We start from the raw sequence: 17,642 nt of genomic DNA, 5'->3' as shown, positions 1-17,642 counted from the left end.
CCTCCCCCTGCGAAGGGGGAGGATGGGGGAAACCTAACGCTTATTTAACCGCACGTTTACGCACCTTCTTCTCTACCACAATCGATTTCACTTCACTTTCAATCCAGCCATCGGCCAGACGTGTTTTCAGTGTATCGCCCGGTGCAGTCTGCGTGGTTTTCTTCAGCAACGCGCCTTGCGGCGTGGTCGTCACGCTATAGCCGCGGGCGAGTGTCGCCAGCGGACTGACGCCTTCCAGTTGCGTACAGGCAGTACCGAAACGCTGACGGCTTTCGGTCAGTTGCGATGACATCGCCTGTTGCAGCCGGTACTGAAGCTGCTGAACCCGCTGCTGGGCGCGGTGAATACGCGGCTGCGGTTGCTGTTGTGTGAGGCGTTGCTGCAAACGGTCGGTGCGGCGCAGCATCTGACGCAGCTGGTTTTGCATGGCTTCATCAAGACGACGGCGCAATTTGAACAGCGCCGTTTGCTGACGCGCCAGACGTAAATGCGGATGCTGCTGTTGCAGGCGGTGATTCAGACGCGTGAAGCGCTGCGTCAGTTGTGCGAGATAATAATCCATCGCCATTTCGAGGCGCTGCTGCTGCGACTGGATCTGGCGCAGCAATTCCAGCTGATTGCGGCTGATCAGTTCGGCAGCAGCAGATGGCGTCGGCGCACGTAAATCAGCAACAAAATCGGCAATCGTCACATCGGTTTCGTGGCCGACGGCGCTGACGATCGGAATGCGGCTGGCAAAAATCGCCCGTGCCACGCGCTCATCGTTAAAGCTCCATAAATCTTCCAGCGAACCGCCACCGCGCCCGACAATCAGGACATCGACTTCTTCCCGAGCGTTAGCCAGCTCAATGGCGCGGACGATTTGCCCCGGCGCATCCGCGCCCTGAACTGACGTCGGATAAATAATGACGGGTAACGACGGGTCGCGACGCTTTAAGACATTTAACACGTCATGCAGCGCGGCGCCGCTGGCGGAAGTAATCACACCCACGCATTTAGCAGGCGAGGGCAGCGGTTGTTTAAACTGTGCATCAAACAGACCTTCGGCGGCCAGTTGCTGTTTCAGCAGATCGAATTTTTGCTGCAATAAACCGTCGCCAGCTTCCTGCATACTTTCGGCAATCAGCTGATAATCGCCACGTGGCTCATACAGCGTAATGGTCGCGCGGACTAATACCTGCTGGCCATTTTGCGGGCGGAACGTTGTGCGGCGATTCGTGTTGCGGAACATGGCACATTTGACCTGAGCGCGGTCATCTTTGAGCGTAAAATACCAGTGGCCGGAGGACGGCTGAGAGAAGTTTGAAATCTCACCGGAGAGCCAGACCTGACCCATTTCGTTTTCCAGCAACTGTCGGACCGTCTGATTCAGGCGGCTTACGGTAAAAATAGGAGGCGAAGAAGGTAGCGACATGTGATCCAGATCAAATTCAAAAACAGAGACTTAATCGAACGATACTACATGCCCGCAAAAGGTAATCAAGAAGTTTTTGAAATAGTTCTGGTCGAAATGCCTACTCACCTGTATACTCCCGCTGCAATATTTTATCTTTTCCGCATCCACCTTGGTGAGATATTGCCCATGCTACGTATCGCAAAAGAAGCACTAACGTTCGACGACGTTCTCCTTGTTCCAGCCCACTCCACAGTTTTGCCTAATACTGCCGACCTCGGTACTCAACTGACCGCTAAAATCCGTCTGAATATCCCTATGCTGTCCGCAGCGATGGATACCGTGACTGAAGCGAATCTGGCGATTGCTCTGGCGCAGGAAGGCGGCCTCGGATTCATTCACAAGAACATGTCTATTGAGCGTCAGGCGGAAGAAGTCCGTCGCGTGAAGAAGCATGAAAGCGGCGTTGTTGCTGACCCTAAAACCGTCACGCCATCGACCACTTTGCGTCAGGTTAAAGAACTCACTGAAATTAACGGTTTTGCCGGTTATCCGGTCGTGACTGAAGAAAACGAACTGGTCGGTATTATTACCGGTCGTGACGTGCGCTTCGTGACCGATCTGGAACAGCCTGTCACTGCGGTCATGACGCCGAAAGAACGTCTGGTCACCGTCAAAGAAGGCGAAGCCCGCGAAGTCGTGCTGCAAAAAATGCACGAAAAACGCGTAGAGAAAGCACTGGTGGTTGACGCGCAATTCCATCTGCTCGGTATGATCACCGTAAAAGACTTCCAGAAAGCCGAACGTAAACCGAATGCCTGTAAAGATGAGCAGGGCAGCCTGCGCGTCGGTGCAGCGGTTGGCGCAGGTGCGGGCAACGAAGAACGTATCGATGCGCTGGTTGCTGCCGGTGTTGACGTTCTGTTGATCGACTCTTCTCACGGCCATTCCGAAGGCGTTCTGGAACGTATCCGCGCAACCCGCGCGAAATACCCGGATCTGCAAATCATTGGCGGTAACGTTGCAACTGGCGCAGGTGCTCTGGCACTGGCGAAAGCAGGCGTGAGCGCGGTGAAAGTCGGTATCGGTCCTGGCTCCATCTGTACTACCCGTATCGTGACCGGCGTGGGTGTTCCGCAAATCACTGCCGTTTCTGACGCGGTTGAAGCGCTGGAAGGCACCGGTATTCCGGTTATCGCTGACGGCGGTATCCGCTTCTCCGGCGACATCGCAAAAGCTATCGCTGCCGGCGCAAGCTGTGTGATGGTCGGCGGGATGCTGGCGGGTACTGAAGAATCTCCGGGCGAAATCGAGCTGTATCAGGGCCGTTCATACAAATCTTACCGCGGCATGGGTTCTCTGGGCGCGATGTCCAAAGGCTCTTCAGACCGTTACTTCCAGACTGATAACGCTGCTGACAAACTGGTACCGGAAGGTATCGAAGGTCGCGTGGCGTATAAAGGCCGTCTGAAAGAGATCATCCACCAGCAAATGGGCGGTCTGCGCTCCTGTATGGGGCTGACCGGTTGTGCTACCATCGACGACCTGCGCACCAAGGCTGAGTTTGTCCGCATCAGCGGTGCCGGGATCCAGGAAAGCCACGTACATGACGTGACGATTACCAAAGAGTCACCGAACTACCGCATGGGATCCTGACCCTAAAGACAGCGAGCTAAAGGCTCGCTGTCTGCTTTTAAGATTGTTAGAAAATTTAACCTGTTGTTTTAACGCTTTTATTGCTTTCTGGAAAACGCCCCCTCATGAGCGAAAATATTCACAAGCACCGTATCCTGATCCTCGATTTCGGCTCCCAGTACACCCAACTTGTTGCGCGCCGCGTGCGTGAACTGGGTGTCTATTGCGAACTCTGGGCCTGGGACGTAACCGAAGCCCAAATCCGCGAATTCAATCCGAACGGGATCATCCTGTCCGGCGGCCCGGAAAGTACCACCGAGCATGACAGCCCGCGTGCACCAGACTATGTCTTCGAAGCCGGTGTACCGGTTCTGGGCGTCTGCTACGGCATGCAAACCATGGCGATGCAGTTAGGCGGCCATGTTGAAGGCTCTAACGAGCGCGAATTTGGTTATGCGCAGGTTGAAGTTCAGACTGAAAGTGCGCTGATCCGTGACATTCAGGATGCCCTGAGCGAGAACAACAAACCGTTGCTCGACGTCTGGATGAGCCACGGCGATAAAGTGACGGCCATCCCGTCTGATTTTGTGACCGTTGCCAGCACTGAGACTTGCCCGTTTGCCATTATGGCCAACGAAGAAAAACGCTTCTACGGTGTGCAGTTCCACCCGGAAGTGACGCATACCCGTCAGGGCCTGCGTATGCTTGAACGTTTCATCATGGATATCTGCGAGTGCGAAGCACTGTGGACGCCAGCAAAAATCATTGAAGATGCCGTTGAACGTCTGCGTGTGCAGATTGGCGACGATCATGTGATCCTCGGCCTGTCCGGTGGCGTTGACTCTTCCGTGACCGCCATGTTGCTGCACCGCGCCATTGGCGACCGTCTGACTTGCGTATTCGTCGATAACGGTCTGCTGCGTCTTAACGAAGCAGATCAGGTGCTGGAAATGTTCGGTGACCGTTTCGGTCTGAACATCGTTCATGTCGCTGCGGAAGAGCGCTTCCTGTCTGCGCTGGCAGGCGTTGATGAACCTGAGGCCAAACGTAAAATCATCGGCCGCGTCTTTGTTGAAGTGTTCGATGAAGAAGCCTGCAAGCAGGATGAAGTGAAATGGCTGGCGCAGGGCACCATCTACCCTGACGTGATTGAATCCGCAGCCTCGGCCACCGGTAAAGCGCACGTGATCAAATCGCATCACAACGTGGGCGGTTTGCCGAAAGAAATGAAACTGGGTCTGGTTGAGCCGCTGAAAGAACTGTTCAAAGACGAAGTACGTAAAATCGGTCTGGAACTCGGCCTGCCGTATGACATGCTTTACCGTCACCCGTTCCCGGGCCCGGGTCTGGGCGTTCGCGTGCTGGGCGAAGTGAAGAAAGAGTACTGCGACCTGCTGCGTCGCGCCGATGCTATCTTCATCGAAGAACTGCATAAAGCCGACCTGTATAACAAAGTCAGCCAGGCCTTCACCGTCTTCCTGCCTGTCCGCTCCGTTGGTGTGATGGGCGATGGCCGTAAATACGACTGGGTCGTTTCCCTGCGTGCAGTAGAAACCATCGATTTCATGACCGCGCACTGGGCACACCTGCCGTACGATTTCCTTGGCCGCTGCTCCAATCGCATCATCAACGAAGTCGACGGTATCTCCCGCGTTGTCTATGATATCTCGGGCAAACCACCGGCAACGATTGAGTGGGAATGATTTCGCGTCTGGCAACAGCCTGCACGTAAAAGCAGTAAAGTACCTCTAAGCCCGCGTAACTGCGGGCTTTTTGATATCTGTCAGATATCAAACGGCCGTTTCAACTTTATCATGTGATTCTTTCCTGAGTTTATTCAACTGTACCTGTACTATCTTTAACCGGTGGTGCAAAACGATGCAGTGCTAATGGACGACGGATATCTATCGTAAAGGTAGTCGTACTCACTCTTATATTCAGGCCTTATAGTTTCTCTATGGAATCGAATCCTCACGCGCCGTTGGCCAGTTTTATTGATCTCATGATGGATGCTGTTTTTGCGGTTGATGCCCATGCCAATATCGTTTTTGCGAGCGCATCATGCGAACGTATTTTTGGCTATACGCCGAAAGAAATGATCGGCAAAAACATGTTTGACATGATGCTGCCTGAAGATCGGGAAATAACCCGAAACTCGGTGGTGGGGATCATGTCTGGCAATCCTCAGTTTCATTTTGAGAACCGTTACATTCATAAGAATGGACAAGTAGTCAACATCATGTGGACGGCACGCTGGTCACCGGCTGATCAATTGCGCATTGGGGTTGCCCGAGATATTACCGAACGCAAACGATCCGAATTGTTGCAGTCTGCGCTTTATTCTATTTCTGAAGCTGCACATACCGCCGAAGATTTACTCAAGTTATTCCAGCGTATTCATGAGATCGTCGGCACGCTGCTGCCCGTCGATAATTTCTCGGTGACGCTCTACGATGATGAAACCGGTAAACTTAGCTTCCCTTATCATGTGGATCAGTTTCTGCCGAGGCCAGACCCCTTTACCCTGATCCCAGGTACGTTCTACGCAGAGATTATTCATACCGGTCTGCCGCTGCTGCTCACACCTGAAACGATGGTTGCCCGCATGGAAGAATTGCGGGTCTCTTTTGGCATGAATCCATTCTGCTGGCTGGGTGTTCCGCTCAAGTCGCATAAGGGCACGATTGGCGTGCTTATGGTCAAAAGCTACCCGGGGGGTGTGTGCTACAACGAACAGGATCAGGAGTTACTGCAGTTCGTTTCGACTCAAATTGCGACTGTCATTGAGCGTCAGCAAATGCAGGCTCGGCTGCAGTATATGGCGCAGTATGATCCACTGACCGACCTCCCGAACCGGGGTTTTTTGCATGACCGCCTGAAAGTCGCGCTCTCAACAGCACGTCGGGAGCAAGGTCAGTTGTCGCTGTTGTACATTGATCTCGACAAATTTAAACAGGTTAACGATACGCTTGGCCATGGTATTGGGGATTTACTGCTGCAGGGGGCCGCTGCGCGCCTGAAGTTGTGTGTGCGCGAATCGGACACCGTCGCTCGTGTCGGCGGCGATGAGTTTGTGGTTTTGCTTCAGGGGGTTTCCTTACCCGCGTCTGCTCGGGTAGCAGAAAAAATCCGTGACGCTTTCAATCCTCCTTTTACCCTGGAAGGCCACAGTTTGACCATCACGCCCAGTATCGGAATCGCACTCTATCCGGAGCATGGTAACGATGAACGTCAGCTTCTCGAATATGCCGACAACGCCATGTATTTAGCCAAAAACGGCAAAGCGCATTGAGAAAATAGCGATCAAATGGGAATAAGTTTTAGAGACATCTGCTATTTAAAATCCACAAAACGCCAGTGTGATTAAATTATCCACTGGCATTTTTTATGCCTGAAATTCTCTCAGATCGTTATTTCAAATGCGCCGCAAACCCATTTTTCTCCGGCGCAATTTCCGGTTTCAATATCAGTGACGGAATAGCGTAATCGCCGCCATTCTGCTGGCGGAATGAAATGGGTGTCGCGCTTTCTAATGTATCCAGCCGGTGAGACATCTCCGCGCAAATTTGCGCATAGCGGGTTTCATCCATGCGTCCGGTGCGGTAGAACACCAGCGGCGGCAGTACGCTGAAGCCCGGATAGTGCAGGATGCCGTGATGGATCGGGAACAGCAGCTCGTCGATAGGGCCATTAATCCCACGCGCACTGTAATGCGGTTCCCAGCCACCGGTCGTGACCATCAGCATGGCGCGTTTACCGGCCATTTTGCCTTCTCCGTAACGGTCGCCCCAGTGCGTGTCGGAATGTTCACCGACGCCGTAAGCAAATCCGTAGGCATAAACGCGTTCCACCCAGCCTTTCATAATCGCGGGCATTGAAAACCACCATAGCGGGAACTGAAATATCACGGTATCAGCCCACTGTAATTTTTCCTGTTCGGCGGCAATGTCATGGCTTTGCGTGCCATTCTGGTAAGCGCGCTGTGAATCCTGCGAAGGTTGAAAAGGCCCTGGTGAAGGCTCGGTGTTATCTCCGGCATCCAGCGCGGCTTTCCATTGCATGGCATACAAATCCGATATCTGCACATTGTGCCCGGCGGCCTGCAAATGACTGACCGCAAAATCTTTCAGCGAGCCGTTCAGTGATTGTGATTCAGGGTGGGCATAGACGATCAATACATTCATGACGAATTCTCCGCTAAGTGGTAAACGCAGAGTAGGTTGTTGTCAGGTATAGTTGAAATGAATTGATCATATAGCAGGTATAGCGATGAGTAATTTCGGCCGTTTGGATCTCAATTTGTTGCTGACGCTGGATGTCCTGCTCGCCGAGCAAAACGTCACGCGTACGGCGCAACGCCGTAATCTTTCACAACCTTCAGTCAGCGTTCAGCTCGCGAAGTTGCGGGAATTTTTTGATGACCCTTTGCTGCTGCCGGGACCACGGGGGATGCGGCCGACCGCGCGTGCTGATGAATTACGTGAGCCGCTGCGACGGGCACTGGCCGCGCTGGAGCAGGCCGTGTCTGCGGGTGAAGTGTTTGACCCCTCGACGGCAAAGAATACCTGGAATCTGGGGGCGGCAGATTATGGCGAATCGACCATTGTGCTGCCCGCGTTACGGGCATTACGTAGAGCCGCACCTTCTGCACGGCTGGCTATTTTTGAAACGTCACCTGCGCGGATTATCCGCAAAATGGAGCAGGGTACGCTGGATCTCGCATTCCATACCGGCGAGGCGGTGATGAATGGCCTGCACAGCCGATTATTGTTTGCTGAACGTTATGTTTTGGTGAGCAGAAAAAGACATCCGCAGGTTAAAGGCGAGATATCGCGTTCAGCGTTTTGCGCACTGGAACATGTGATCGTTTCACCTGATGGTGGGGGTTTCTATGGCAATACCGACATCGCGCTGGCGGCCACTGGATTATCGCGCCGCGTCGTCATGTCAGTGCCGCATTTCCTGTTTGTCGTTCAGGTGCTGATGACCACTGATCTGGTGGCGATGTTGCCGGAACGTCTGGTACGTGGAAATCCTGCTTTGCAGGTTACTACACCGCCGCTGGATGTTTCGGGGTTCGAGATGTACATGGTCTGGCACGAGCGCGCTCATCGTGATCCTGCACATCAGTGGCTGCGTGAGTTTATCGCTGATTCAGTCTGAAAAAAGGCAGCCTTACGACTGCCTGTGTCTGACGGTGCGGAAAACCGGAACTTATTCGTTGAACAGCTTGGTATCATTCGCCAGGCTATCTACCACAACTTTTAAATCGTTGGCGGTAACTTTCTGTTTATCATTAGAAACTTGTTTACCGAATCCTTTACGCACGACTTTGATCACCGGTTTGCCAGTACTGGCGTCGATCAGCTCACCTTCGAAATACACTTCAGTGTCACGCGTGCGGTGGCCTGTCGCGGTTTGAGTTCCGGCAATAACCAGCGCGACCGGGACGACTTCATAGAACTGCAAACCTTCTGCCGACGTGTTCACACCGGTGATCGCACCTTTGAAAATCAATGTGCGCGGCCCTGCGTGATCTGTCAGTGGCAGGCGCTCTGCCAGTGCAGGTTTCATGCGGCTGTTGGCGTAATCCAGCACCCCCTGCAAGGTGGTTTTGTCGATCTGCGCCGTAGGCTGCGGTTCCGGGTAGAATTTAATCGGTTCGTATTTGATGTAAGAATAATTTTCTTTCTTAAACGAAGGATCGATCCAGCGCAGAACCGGATTTCCCCCAGCCGTTTTCACTTCCTTAAGGCCGGAATAATCGCCTAAAAAACCTGAGTATTTTTCCGTCTTGGTAATGTGGCTGGTACAACCGGCCAGGAACAGTGCGCCAGTCACTGCGGCGATCTGCATCAGTTTTATTGTTTTCATTCGTACCCTCGAAATATTTTAAGGAAGACCAAGTATGTATAGCACCGCTGCGGAATTTAACCTCTTAACGACAAAGAAAAATTGATATTCATCAGGATCGCGAAAATACGGTTCTGTGAGGTAATCATTTCTTCCTTAATTATTTTTTTGATGAATGAAACAAATAGTATTCACCTTTTGGACTGTCCCCCGTAGAGATGATGTTCCAGCCTTTTGACAGATAAAAAGCGACTGATTTTTTACTCTTTACTAAACATTTCAACGACCCCTGACGGGTAAACGTTTCTTCCGCAGCCTGAAGCAATGCTGAACCTGCGCCGGTTCCCTGATATTGCGGATCAACAAACAGGTTATGCAGGAAATTTTCCTGAGTGAAAATTGAGGCGAATCCCAGTAAATGTCCGTCACGTTCTGCCACCAGAATCGTCTCGCCGATCACTGCGCGGTCAAAATCTTCCAGCTGAAAATCGTCTTCCAGCCATGTCCAGGTATGCTTGCGTGAGGCCAGATACAACGTGCGTAAAAACGGGCGGTCTGCTTCTTCATAAGGACGGACAATAAGTGATGAGGACAAGTAAAACTCCTGAGGAAATTTTTCATCAACGTGTGTTGTTCATGTCTGTTTCCTGATACTGCCAGTGAAGCGGAGTGAGTTCAATTACGTTGGCTGATCGGTTTTTTTAACGCATTTCCTGATTGATCTTCTGACCTCCGCCGCCAATAATGTTCCCTTGACTCGGGGTGCCCGCTGCAAAGCAGGGCTGAGATTTTACCCGTATTACCTGATCTGGATTATGCCAGCGTAGGGAAGTCAGGTATCTCTCCTGATACCGCCTTCCTGAGTGCCGGTGGGGAGATTTATGAATACCCGACCTACCTTCTTGCCCGGCGCCTTAGCCGCCACTTCTCTCAAACAACTCCGCCTTTCAGCGCCGCTGGTTCACTGCCTGACCAACGACGTGGTGCAATCTTTTACCGCCAATGTCCTGCTGGCGCTGGGTGCATCTCCGGCGATGGTGGTTGATCCCGCCGAAGCGGCGCAATTTGGCGCCATTGCCGATGCCTTATTGGTGAACGTCGGCACGCTGACACATCCCCATGCCGATGCGATGCGGGCGGCTATTCACGCAGCCACTCAGGCCGGAAAGCCCTGGGTGCTGGATCCGGTTGCTGTCGGCGGTCTGAGCTGGCGTACAGAATTCTGTCGTGAAATCATCACACTTAAACCTGCCGCAATCCGCGGTAATGCCTCGGAAATCCTGGCTCTCAGCGGCCTCAGTGCGTCCGGGCGCGGCGTGGACAGCGGTGATGATTCCCTTTCTGCCTTACCTGCCGCACAGCAACTGGCGCGGGAGACCGGCGCGGTAGTGGCTGTGACGGGTGAAACCGATTACGTCACCGACGGGATGCGCAGTTGGGCGGTGGCTGGCGGACATCCGATGATGACCCGCGTGGTGGGTACCGGATGCGCATTATCTGCGGTGGTGGCGGCCTTTGTGGCTTTGCCGGGTGATCGCCTGGATAACGTGGCCGCCGCCTGCCGGGTGATGTCCTGTGCCGGCGAGCGCGCCTGTGCGGTCGTGAAGGGGCCGGGCAGTTTCACGCCTGAATACCTCGATAATCTGTATTTAATGGGCGAGGAATGGCTGAATGGCGAGGAAATACAATGAAACGTATTAATGCACTGACGATTGCAGGCACAGATCCGAGTGGCGGGGCGGGGATCCAGGCGGATTTGAAAACCTTCTCGGCGCTGGGTGCGTACGGCACCAGTGTGATCACCGCGCTGGTGGCGCAGAACACCCGTGGTGTGCAGTCGGTCTATAACATTGAGCCCGGTTTCGTTTCAGCGCAGCTCGATTCCGTACTGAGCGATGTGCGGATCGACAGTGCGAAAATCGGCATGCTGGCGAACAGTCAGATTGTGGAGGCGGTTGCGGAGCGACTCAGACATTATCAGCCGCCGTTTGTGGTGCTGGATACCGTGATGCTGGCGAAAAGTGGCGATCCGTTACTGCTGCCGGAGGCCGTGGATGCCGTGCGTCGTTTGCTGATCCCGCAGGCTTCCATTATTACGCCAAATCTGCCCGAAGCGGCGGCGTTACTGGACTGTGCGGTGGCGGCGAATGAAACCGAAATGCGTGAGCAGGGAGAAGCCTTACTGGCGATGGGATGTGGTGCCGTGCTGATGAAAGGGGGACATCTGAGTGATGAGGAAAGCCCTGACTGGTTGTTTGTGACCGGTTCCCGTGAGCGGTTTACTGCGCCGCGTGTGAATACCCGACATACTCATGGCACCGGTTGCACGCTGTCGGCCGCGCTGGCCGCGTTACGTCCGCGTCATCACAACTGGGCCGATACGGTACGAGAAGCCAAAGCCTATTTACAGCAGGCGCTGATGCAGGCCGACTCACTGGAAGTCGGCCACGGTATCGGGCCTGTGCATCATTTCCACCGCTGGTGGTAACCGCGGATTATGCCTGGTGCTGGGTTTCGCTCAGCGCCTGTTCAACCTGATGAAATTTCGTCAGCGCCTGTTGCAAATGAACGGCATCAAACGGGTTCAGCGGATAGAATTTTTCTTCTTTACGCGGGCGCAGCATGGCGCGGATTTTAGTTGCTGACATCCGTTCAAACAGATAGCTGGCAATATCGTCGTTCTCCTCGTCCTGCCACGACAGCAGCAATGCCGCATGCTCACCGCTGCGGCGGCCAATAAATTGTCCGTGTGACCACAGCCCTTCAAATTCGCCATCCTTTTGCAGTTTTTTGCCACTGAACCACGGTGATTCAGCCAGCGTCAGGAGGGCTTGCGGCGTGATATCCGCATACAACTGGCGCCACTGCGGGCGGTTGTTATCCATCTGCCAGCAGGCCATGCCGAGATAATCGTTCAGTTCACGCCAGTCCTGTTCCAGTTTCTCCCTGAGTTCAGGATCCTGCACATGCATGAACTGTTGCAGGCCGGTCGCCTGCTCACCCAGCTTGTTATAGGCAATAACGGTCATGGTGCGGGGCTTACGGCGGAATGTGACCCACAGCAGCACTTTGGGGATGCGGAAAGTGATGGCCTGAACGGTGAGTTTGTAACGGTTGCCACGTGACATCACCAGGCCGCTGGAAGTGCCCCGTTTGTCCTGATAATTTCTCACCAGTACCACGCTGTTCTGTCCCATCCAGCCCGTGACGTAATGTTCTTTTTCGCTTTCTGCCACGTCCAGATCATGAACTATCTGGGTGATTTTCTCGTTATCGAGCTGGGAGAGGGACAGTGACTGATCGGCACTGTAGTAGCTTTTTTTCAGGGCGGCTGCGGCTGGCATAAAAGTATCCACGATATTGATGTGGTTTACAGCTTACACCAAGTTGTCATACAGATTTTAGGGATAACCCGCAAAATTTGATCGCTGTCGTTCACTGTTTGTGTATTACAACGTCCTTTTACTTACTCGGCATCAAACCAGTCACTGTTCTGTTCAGCAATCGGGGTAATGGTGGAAATCATTTCCTGCAAATGAATGCGGATAGCTTTTTCAGCGGCGTCCGGGTCATGCGCTTTCAGCCCGTCAAAAATCGCATAATGTTGTGCAATCAGATTTTCCGGCGGTGACACTTTACTGAGTGTCAAAAAGCGCACGCGATCCATTGTCGCTTTGATGTGCTCGACGGTTTCCCATGCCAGGCGCAGTCGATGATCTGCGCAATCGTGCGGTGGAACTCATCATCCAGCAACAGGAATTCCTGCGTTTGCTGACTCTTTGCCGCCAGCGTCTGACGCTCAAGATTATGTTCGAGCAAGGCCAGATCTTTATCGGTGGCGACCATGGCTGCACGGCGTACCACGGCGGTTTCGACTGCTTCGCGAATGAAGCGTCCGTCGGCAACCCGCTTGGAGGAAATTTTCATTACATAGGTGCCGCGTTGCGGTAAAACCTGAACCAGCCCGGCTTCGGCCAGTTTGATAAAAGCTTCGCGAACCGGCTGGCGGGACACATTAAAGCGTGTGGAAATTTCTTTCTCCGACAGGAATGCCCCCGGCGCGATGGCACAGGTGACGATGTCCTGACGCAAGGTGCGATAAATCTGCTGATTAACCGGCACATTACTGAGAAATTCAAAGGAGTCTGTCATGGGCAAAAGTTGTCTTTAAAGTCGGGAAACGACAATACTAACATGAGTTTTCTGATGTTTTTGAGATTGTTAGCGCAAGCTTTCATCAAATTATTGGGAGTTTATATGCTCCCGGCAATACAGCTTTTTATAGGCCGCGGGTGTGATACCCAGCAGTTTACGAAATACCCGGCGAAAATACGCCACATCGTTAAACCCCGTCAGGCGTGCCACGTCTGCCACATTGCCGGTATTGGCCAGTAACAGCTTTTCTGCTGCAGCGACACGTTGTTTATGCAGCGCATCCGTCAGCGTCATCTGAAAGGTCAGGCGGAAAACCCGCCCGAGATAATCGGCGTTACAGTGCAGCCGCTGCGCCAGCTCACAGGCCCCCAGTGGCAGATGAAACTGTGTTGTGATCAGCTGACGGGCTTTGTAGGCCAGCGCCACGCCGGGGCCGCCGGGTTCGACATTCTCCGGCCAGGCGCGCGAGACTTCCTCTAACAGCAAAATCAGGAACAGCTCAAGAGAATTACCGCCGCGTTCCTGTTCATATAAAAATAATCTGAACAGCGTTAACAGGGGTTCACTGTCCCTGACTTTACAATGCTGTGGAATATTTAGCTGTAAAGAGGGACTATTTTGCTGTGGTTTAATGATTGCTATATCTTCCACAATATCAAAATGCAGCCAGTAAAATTTTAAATCGGGATCAAAGGTTGTGACGCCTTTATGTTCCCTGCCGGGAAATAACAGTAAACTTTCTCCTGTATGCAAATCAAAACGCGTATTTTCTTCCTGTAAAGACAACGAGCCACGGACGACATAAATTAATTCGTGCGAACTCAGACGTCGGGTCGGATGTGTGCCAATTCCTCTGGAAATGAACAGGCCACCGTTTTGCACTTTAACCGGGTAATTTACGGAGAACGCGAGCATTTCAGGCATTTTAAGGCACTCATCAGGCAAGTTTTGCCTGACAGTAGCACAGGAAACGTGCACCACCAGCCGGGCATGAAGAGGTTTTGATCTGCTTCACAGATTCTGGGTGTGAGTCGGAATTGTCCCGTTTAACTACTTTTCTCTCCTCTTGTTGGCATGAGAACCCTATGCCAGATTTATGGCGTACCTTATTTCATCTCAGGGCTGATACGAATAATTAGCCTTATTCATTGTGTTCCTACAGCTTATAAATAACGATATAAAAGCGAGGAAAGATAATGCCAACAGATTCAGTTAATACAGGCTCTGCACCGGTAAACGGTGAGGACAGAATACTTTCTGCTAATGCCAAACTTTCTGTCAGTGAAAAAATCGGTTATGGATTAGGTGATGCCGGTGGCACGATAATTACCTGTCTTATCACCAGTTTTCTGACATTCTTTTATACCGATGTTTTCGGGCTGACACCTGCGATTGTCGGTACGCTGTTTATTTCGCTGCGTGTGATTGACGCGATTTCCGATCCGCTGATGGGCATTCTGGCTGACCGCACGCAAAGCCGCTGGGGACGTTTTCGTCCCTGGCAGTTATGGATCGCGTTGCCTATTGGCGTGGTCGGATTTCTCACTTTTACGGTACCCGGCCTGAGTGGCGATGCCAAAATTGCCTACGCCTTCTTCACCTATTTCCTGCTCTCCGTGTCCTATACGGCAATCAACGTGCCGTACTGCGCGCTGATTAACACCATGACCACTGATCATCGCGAAGTGATGTCTTGTCAGTCGTGGCGCTTTGTACTGTGCGGCGTGGCGGGCTTTATGGTTTCCGTCGGGCTGCCGTGGCTGGTGCAGGTGTTGGGTAAAGGCAATGCGGCGGTGGGATATCAGCAGGGCGTAGGGTTGCTTTGCGCGGTTGCTGTGGTGATGTTCCTGTGGTGCTTCTTCACGGTACGCGAACGCCTGCCCCTTGCACTGCTCGGGCAATTCAGCGTTAAGGAACACATTCGCGGGATGCTGAAAAACGATCAGTTGCTGCTGGTTTTACTGATGTCTTTCCTGCTGATCAACGTGTTCAATCTGCGTGGCGGCGGCTACATGTATTTCATCACTTATGTGCTGAAAGGCGGGGCGGGCTACGCCTCTATGTTCTTCGGCATGGTAACGCTGGCATCCATTCTTGGCGCGGTGATCGTCAATCAGCTGACCAAATTTATCGACAGCGTGCGGCTGTATATGTTGACTAATCTGGTACTGGCGGTGTTTTCCCTGATGCTGTGGTTTGTCCCTGCCGGTGAACATTATCAGACGCTGTGGCTGGGTATCATCTTTGTACACTGTGTGATCCTCGGGTTCACCTTGCCTCTGCACTTTTCCATCATGGCGTTCGCCGACGATTACGGGCACTGGAAAAATGGTATCCGTTCCTCCGGCATGAACTTTGCCTTCAATTTGTTCTTTATCAAACTGGCCTGGGCATCAAGTGCCGGGATCATCAGCCTGGTCTTCATTCTGGTCTCTTATCAGGCTGGCGCAGAGCATCAGACTGCAGCGTCGCTCGGCGGGATCACTTTGCTGGAAACATTGTTGCCTGCGGCGATGCATCTGCTGCTGGCGGGAACGCTGATGTTTTGCAAACTCGATAACAAATTGCTGTCGCGGATGTCGCACGATTTGGCCGCAAAAATCTAATTTACTGTTTTTCAGGAGGTTGTATGCCGTTTTCTCCGGTTGATTCTTTAGAAGTGCCTTTGCAAAAAGTGAATGTTTCCGATGCGTTCTGGCTGGAATATCAGCGACTGGTGAAAGATGTGGTGGTGCCGTATCAGTGGAAAGCGCTCAACGATGACGTCGCCGACGCCGAACCAAGCCATGCGATTGAAAATTTCCGGATTGCCGCCGGGCAAAGCGATGGCGAGTTTTATGGCATGGTTTTTCAGGACAGCGACGTGGCTAAATGGCTGGAAGCGGTGGGGTATTTGCTGGCGAAAACGCCGGATCCTGCGCTGGAAGCAACGGCGGATCAGGTGATCGAGCTGGTCGGCGCGGTGCAGCAACCTGACGGCTATCTGAACACGTATTTCACCGTCAAAGAGCCGCAACAACGCTGGGCCAATCTGGCTGAATGTCACGAACTTTACTGCGCCGGACATCTGATTGAAGCGGGTGTGGCCTATGCGCAGGCGACCGGCAAAACCCGGTTACTCGAGATTGTCTGCAAACTGGCGGATCACATTGCAGACGTTTTCGGGCCGGGCGAACAGCAACTGCATGGCTATCCGGGGCATCCGGAAATTGAACTGGCGCTGATGCGTTTGTATGAACAAACCGCCGAAACGCGATATCTCGAACTGACCCGCTATTTTGTTGAACAGCGCGGCACACAGCCGCATTTCTACGATATCGAATATGAAAAACGTGGAAAAACCTCGCACTGGAATACTTACGGTCCGGCATGGATGGTGAAAGATAAGGCCTACAGTCAGGCGCATGTACCGGTGGCTTTGCAGACAACGGCCATCGGGCACGCGGTGCGTTTTGTGTATCTGTATGCCGGTGTGGCGCATCTGGCGCGGTTGAGTCAGGATCAGGAAAAACGCGAGGTGTGCCAGCGATTGTGGGAAAACATGACCCAGCGGCAGATGTACATCACCGGTTCAATCGGCTCGCAAAGCAGCGGTGAGGCGTTTTCTTCCGACTATGATTTACCCAACGACACGGCTTACACCGAAACCTGTGCATCGATTGGCCTGATGATGTTTGCCAACCGTATGCTGCAGATGGATTCTGACAGCCGTTATGCCGATGTGATGGAGCGTGCGCTTTATAACACTGTGCTGGCCGGTATGGCGCTCGACGGCAAACATTTTTTTTATGTGAATCCTCTGGAAGTGCATCCGAAAAGCATTCCGTTCAACCATATTTATGACCACGTAAAACCGGTGCGTCAGCGCTGGTTCGGCTGTGCCTGCTGTCCGCCGAATATTGCGCGTCTGCTGGCGTCGCTCGGCCATTACATCTATACCCAGCGTCCGGACGGTGTGGATATCAATCTGTATATCGGCAGTGATGTCGAAGCGACCATCGGCGGAAAGGCGTTGCGACTGAAACAGTCCGGCGGTTATCCGTGGGCAGAAGGCGTGCTGATTGAAATCGATAACGATCAGCCACTGGAAGCCACGCTGGCGCTGCGTTTACCTGACTGGTGCGCCAGTCCGCAGGTCACGCTCAATGGCAATCCGCTTGAACTGACCAGCCTGACGCAACGTGGATATTTGCGTTTGACGCAGGAATGGCAGAAAGGCGATCGCATTGAAATGATGCTGCCGATGCCGGTGATGCGGGTGAAAGGCAACGCGCTGTTGCGGCATGTTGCGGGGAAAGTGGCAGTGCAGCGCGGGCCGCTGGTGTATTGCCTTGAGCAGGCTGACAACGGCAGTGAACTGCATAACATCCGCCTGCCGGGTGATGCGCAATTCCGTCTGATTTCCGGCAGCGGATTGTTCGCCGGTAAAACCTTATTGCAGACACAGGGCGAACGCCGGACATCCGTTCAGGCCAGTCAGCAGCCACTGTATCGTTACAATCCGCCAGCGCAACAAACGGTACCGCAAACCATAACCTTTGTGCCGTACTTTACCTGGGCGAATCGTGGGGAAGGAGAGATGCGGGTTTGGGTGGACGAATAAAAC

Annotated in this window: 14 protein-coding genes, 1 pseudogene and 1 riboswitch; of the genes and pseudogenes, 8 read left to right on the top strand and 7 right to left on the bottom strand. The window is 52.9% G+C overall.

Annotated elements, in window-relative coordinates:
• Positions 1–40: 40 nt before the first annotated feature.
• Positions 41–1,414: an exodeoxyribonuclease VII large subunit gene (xseA, locus tag UC14_RS02745; protein WP_013574383.1), complete on the bottom strand. Its 1,374-nt coding sequence runs from the start codon at positions 1,412–1,414 to the stop codon at positions 41–43.
• Positions 1,415–1,582: 168 nt separating this feature from the next.
• Between xseA and guaB the strand changes: the two genes are divergently transcribed.
• From guaB to UC14_RS02730, 3 genes are all read left to right on the top strand, one after another.
• Complete coding sequence (gene guaB, locus UC14_RS02740) at positions 1,583–3,049, top strand: IMP dehydrogenase (protein WP_015689478.1); 1,467 nt, start codon at positions 1,583–1,585, stop codon at positions 3,047–3,049.
• Between the two features lie 104 nt (positions 3,050–3,153).
• Positions 3,154–4,731 carry a glutamine-hydrolyzing GMP synthase gene (gene guaA, locus UC14_RS02735; RefSeq protein ID WP_013574385.1) on the top strand — a complete coding sequence of 526 codons (1,578 nt, stop codon included), beginning with the start codon at positions 3,154–3,156 and terminating at the stop codon, positions 4,729–4,731.
• Between the two features lie 254 nt (positions 4,732–4,985).
• Complete coding sequence (locus UC14_RS02730; RefSeq protein ID WP_013574386.1) at positions 4,986–6,320, top strand: bifunctional diguanylate cyclase/phosphodiesterase; 1,335 nt, start codon at positions 4,986–4,988, stop codon at positions 6,318–6,320.
• A gap of 118 nt (positions 6,321–6,438) precedes the next feature.
• Here UC14_RS02730 and UC14_RS02725 read toward each other — a convergent pair whose 3' ends face one another.
• Complete coding sequence (locus UC14_RS02725; protein WP_013574387.1) at positions 6,439–7,212, bottom strand: NAD(P)H-dependent oxidoreductase; 774 nt, start codon at positions 7,210–7,212, stop codon at positions 6,439–6,441.
• Positions 7,213–7,297: 85 nt separating this feature from the next.
• On the opposite strand from UC14_RS02725, the gene UC14_RS02720 reads away from it, so the two are divergent.
• A complete protein-coding gene (locus UC14_RS02720) occupies positions 7,298–8,191 on the top strand; it encodes a LysR family transcriptional regulator (RefSeq protein ID WP_013574388.1) in 894 nt (297 codons plus the stop codon).
• Between the two features lie 51 nt (positions 8,192–8,242).
• Here UC14_RS02720 and UC14_RS02715 read toward each other — a convergent pair whose 3' ends face one another.
• Together UC14_RS02715 and UC14_RS02710 are read right to left on the bottom strand one after the other, a co-directional pair.
• The gene (locus UC14_RS02715) at positions 8,243–8,902 is read right to left on the bottom strand and encodes a DUF3313 domain-containing protein (RefSeq protein WP_013574389.1); all 660 of its coding nucleotides are present in this window, start codon (positions 8,900–8,902) and stop codon (positions 8,243–8,245) included.
• Between the two features lie 139 nt (positions 8,903–9,041).
• On the bottom strand, positions 9,042–9,476 hold the full coding sequence (locus UC14_RS02710) for a GNAT family N-acetyltransferase (protein ID WP_013574390.1): 435 nt from the start codon (positions 9,474–9,476) through the stop codon (positions 9,042–9,044).
• Positions 9,477–9,629: 153 nt separating this feature from the next.
• Positions 9,630–9,728, top strand: a riboswitch (TPP riboswitch).
• Positions 9,729–9,762: 34 nt separating this feature from the next.
• Here UC14_RS02710 and thiM point away from each other — a divergent pair.
• Together thiM and thiD are read left to right on the top strand one after the other, a co-directional pair.
• Positions 9,763–10,572, top strand: a complete 810-nt coding sequence (thiM, locus tag UC14_RS02705; RefSeq protein WP_112197188.1) for a hydroxyethylthiazole kinase — start codon at positions 9,763–9,765, stop codon at positions 10,570–10,572.
• A complete protein-coding gene (gene thiD / locus UC14_RS02700; RefSeq protein WP_015689480.1) occupies positions 10,569–11,369 on the top strand; it encodes a bifunctional hydroxymethylpyrimidine kinase/phosphomethylpyrimidine kinase in 801 nt (266 codons plus the stop codon). Before thiM ends, thiD begins: the two co-directional genes overlap by 4 nt.
• 7 nt (positions 11,370–11,376) lie before the next feature.
• On the opposite strand, the gene UC14_RS02695 is transcribed toward thiD, so the two are convergent.
• From UC14_RS02695 to UC14_RS02685, 3 genes and pseudogenes are all read right to left on the bottom strand, one after another.
• On the bottom strand, positions 11,377–12,225 hold the full coding sequence (locus tag UC14_RS02695; protein WP_112197187.1) for a hypothetical protein: 849 nt from the start codon (positions 12,223–12,225) through the stop codon (positions 11,377–11,379).
• 122 nt (positions 12,226–12,347) lie between these two features.
• Positions 12,348–13,033 (bottom strand): annotated as a pseudogene (locus UC14_RS02690) (GntR family transcriptional regulator).
• 90 nt (positions 13,034–13,123) lie between these two features.
• Positions 13,124–13,951, bottom strand: coding sequence for an AraC family transcriptional regulator (locus tag UC14_RS02685; protein WP_198670049.1), 828 nt, complete (start codon positions 13,949–13,951; stop codon positions 13,124–13,126).
• A gap of 281 nt (positions 13,952–14,232) precedes the next feature.
• On the opposite strand from UC14_RS02685, the gene UC14_RS02680 reads away from it, so the two are divergent.
• Positions 14,233–15,642, top strand: coding sequence for an MFS transporter (locus UC14_RS02680; RefSeq protein ID WP_015689482.1), 1,410 nt, complete (start codon positions 14,233–14,235; stop codon positions 15,640–15,642).
• Positions 15,643–15,665: 23 nt separating this feature from the next.
• Positions 15,666–17,639 carry a glycoside hydrolase family 127 protein gene (locus UC14_RS02675; protein ID WP_112197185.1) on the top strand — a complete coding sequence of 658 codons (1,974 nt, stop codon included), beginning with the start codon at positions 15,666–15,668 and terminating at the stop codon, positions 17,637–17,639.
• The last annotated feature ends 3 nt before the right edge of the window (positions 17,640–17,642 follow it).

Origin of the sequence: Rahnella sp. NRRL B-41462, assembly GCF_003263525.1 — a bacterium.
GTDB classification, from domain to species: Bacteria; Pseudomonadota; Gammaproteobacteria; order Enterobacterales; family Enterobacteriaceae; genus Rahnella; species Rahnella aceris.
Note: the sequence above shows the minus strand (reverse complement) of the source record. Positions and strands in the feature narration are given on the sequence as shown.

What these genes read in the sequence shown, in the direction of transcription:
- xseA (WP_013574383.1), bottom strand. Translation starts at nt 1,414, where the DNA reads ATGTCGCTACCTTCTTCGCCTCCTATTTTTACCGTAAGCCGCCTGAAT.
- guaB (WP_015689478.1), top strand. Translation starts at nt 1,583, where the DNA reads ATGCTACGTATCGCAAAAGAAGCACTAACGTTCGACGACGTTCTCCTT.
- guaA (WP_013574385.1), top strand. Translation starts at nt 3,154, where the DNA reads ATGAGCGAAAATATTCACAAGCACCGTATCCTGATCCTCGATTTCGGC.
- UC14_RS02730 (WP_013574386.1), top strand. Translation starts at nt 4,986, where the DNA reads ATGGAATCGAATCCTCACGCGCCGTTGGCCAGTTTTATTGATCTCATG.
- UC14_RS02725 (WP_013574387.1), bottom strand. Translation starts at nt 7,212, where the DNA reads ATGAATGTATTGATCGTCTATGCCCACCCTGAATCACAATCACTGAAC.
- UC14_RS02720 (WP_013574388.1), top strand. Translation starts at nt 7,298, where the DNA reads ATGAGTAATTTCGGCCGTTTGGATCTCAATTTGTTGCTGACGCTGGAT.
- UC14_RS02715 (WP_013574389.1), bottom strand. Translation starts at nt 8,902, where the DNA reads ATGAAAACAATAAAACTGATGCAGATCGCCGCAGTGACTGGCGCACTG.
- thiM (WP_112197188.1), top strand. Translation starts at nt 9,763, where the DNA reads ATGAATACCCGACCTACCTTCTTGCCCGGCGCCTTAGCCGCCACTTCT.
- thiD (WP_015689480.1), top strand. Translation starts at nt 10,569, where the DNA reads ATGAAACGTATTAATGCACTGACGATTGCAGGCACAGATCCGAGTGGC.
- UC14_RS02695 (WP_112197187.1), bottom strand. Translation starts at nt 12,225, where the DNA reads ATGCCAGCCGCAGCCGCCCTGAAAAAAAGCTACTACAGTGCCGATCAG.
- UC14_RS02685 (WP_198670049.1), bottom strand. Translation starts at nt 13,951, where the DNA reads ATGCTCGCGTTCTCCGTAAATTACCCGGTTAAAGTGCAAAACGGTGGC.
- UC14_RS02680 (WP_015689482.1), top strand. Translation starts at nt 14,233, where the DNA reads ATGCCAACAGATTCAGTTAATACAGGCTCTGCACCGGTAAACGGTGAG.
- UC14_RS02675 (WP_112197185.1), top strand. Translation starts at nt 15,666, where the DNA reads ATGCCGTTTTCTCCGGTTGATTCTTTAGAAGTGCCTTTGCAAAAAGTG.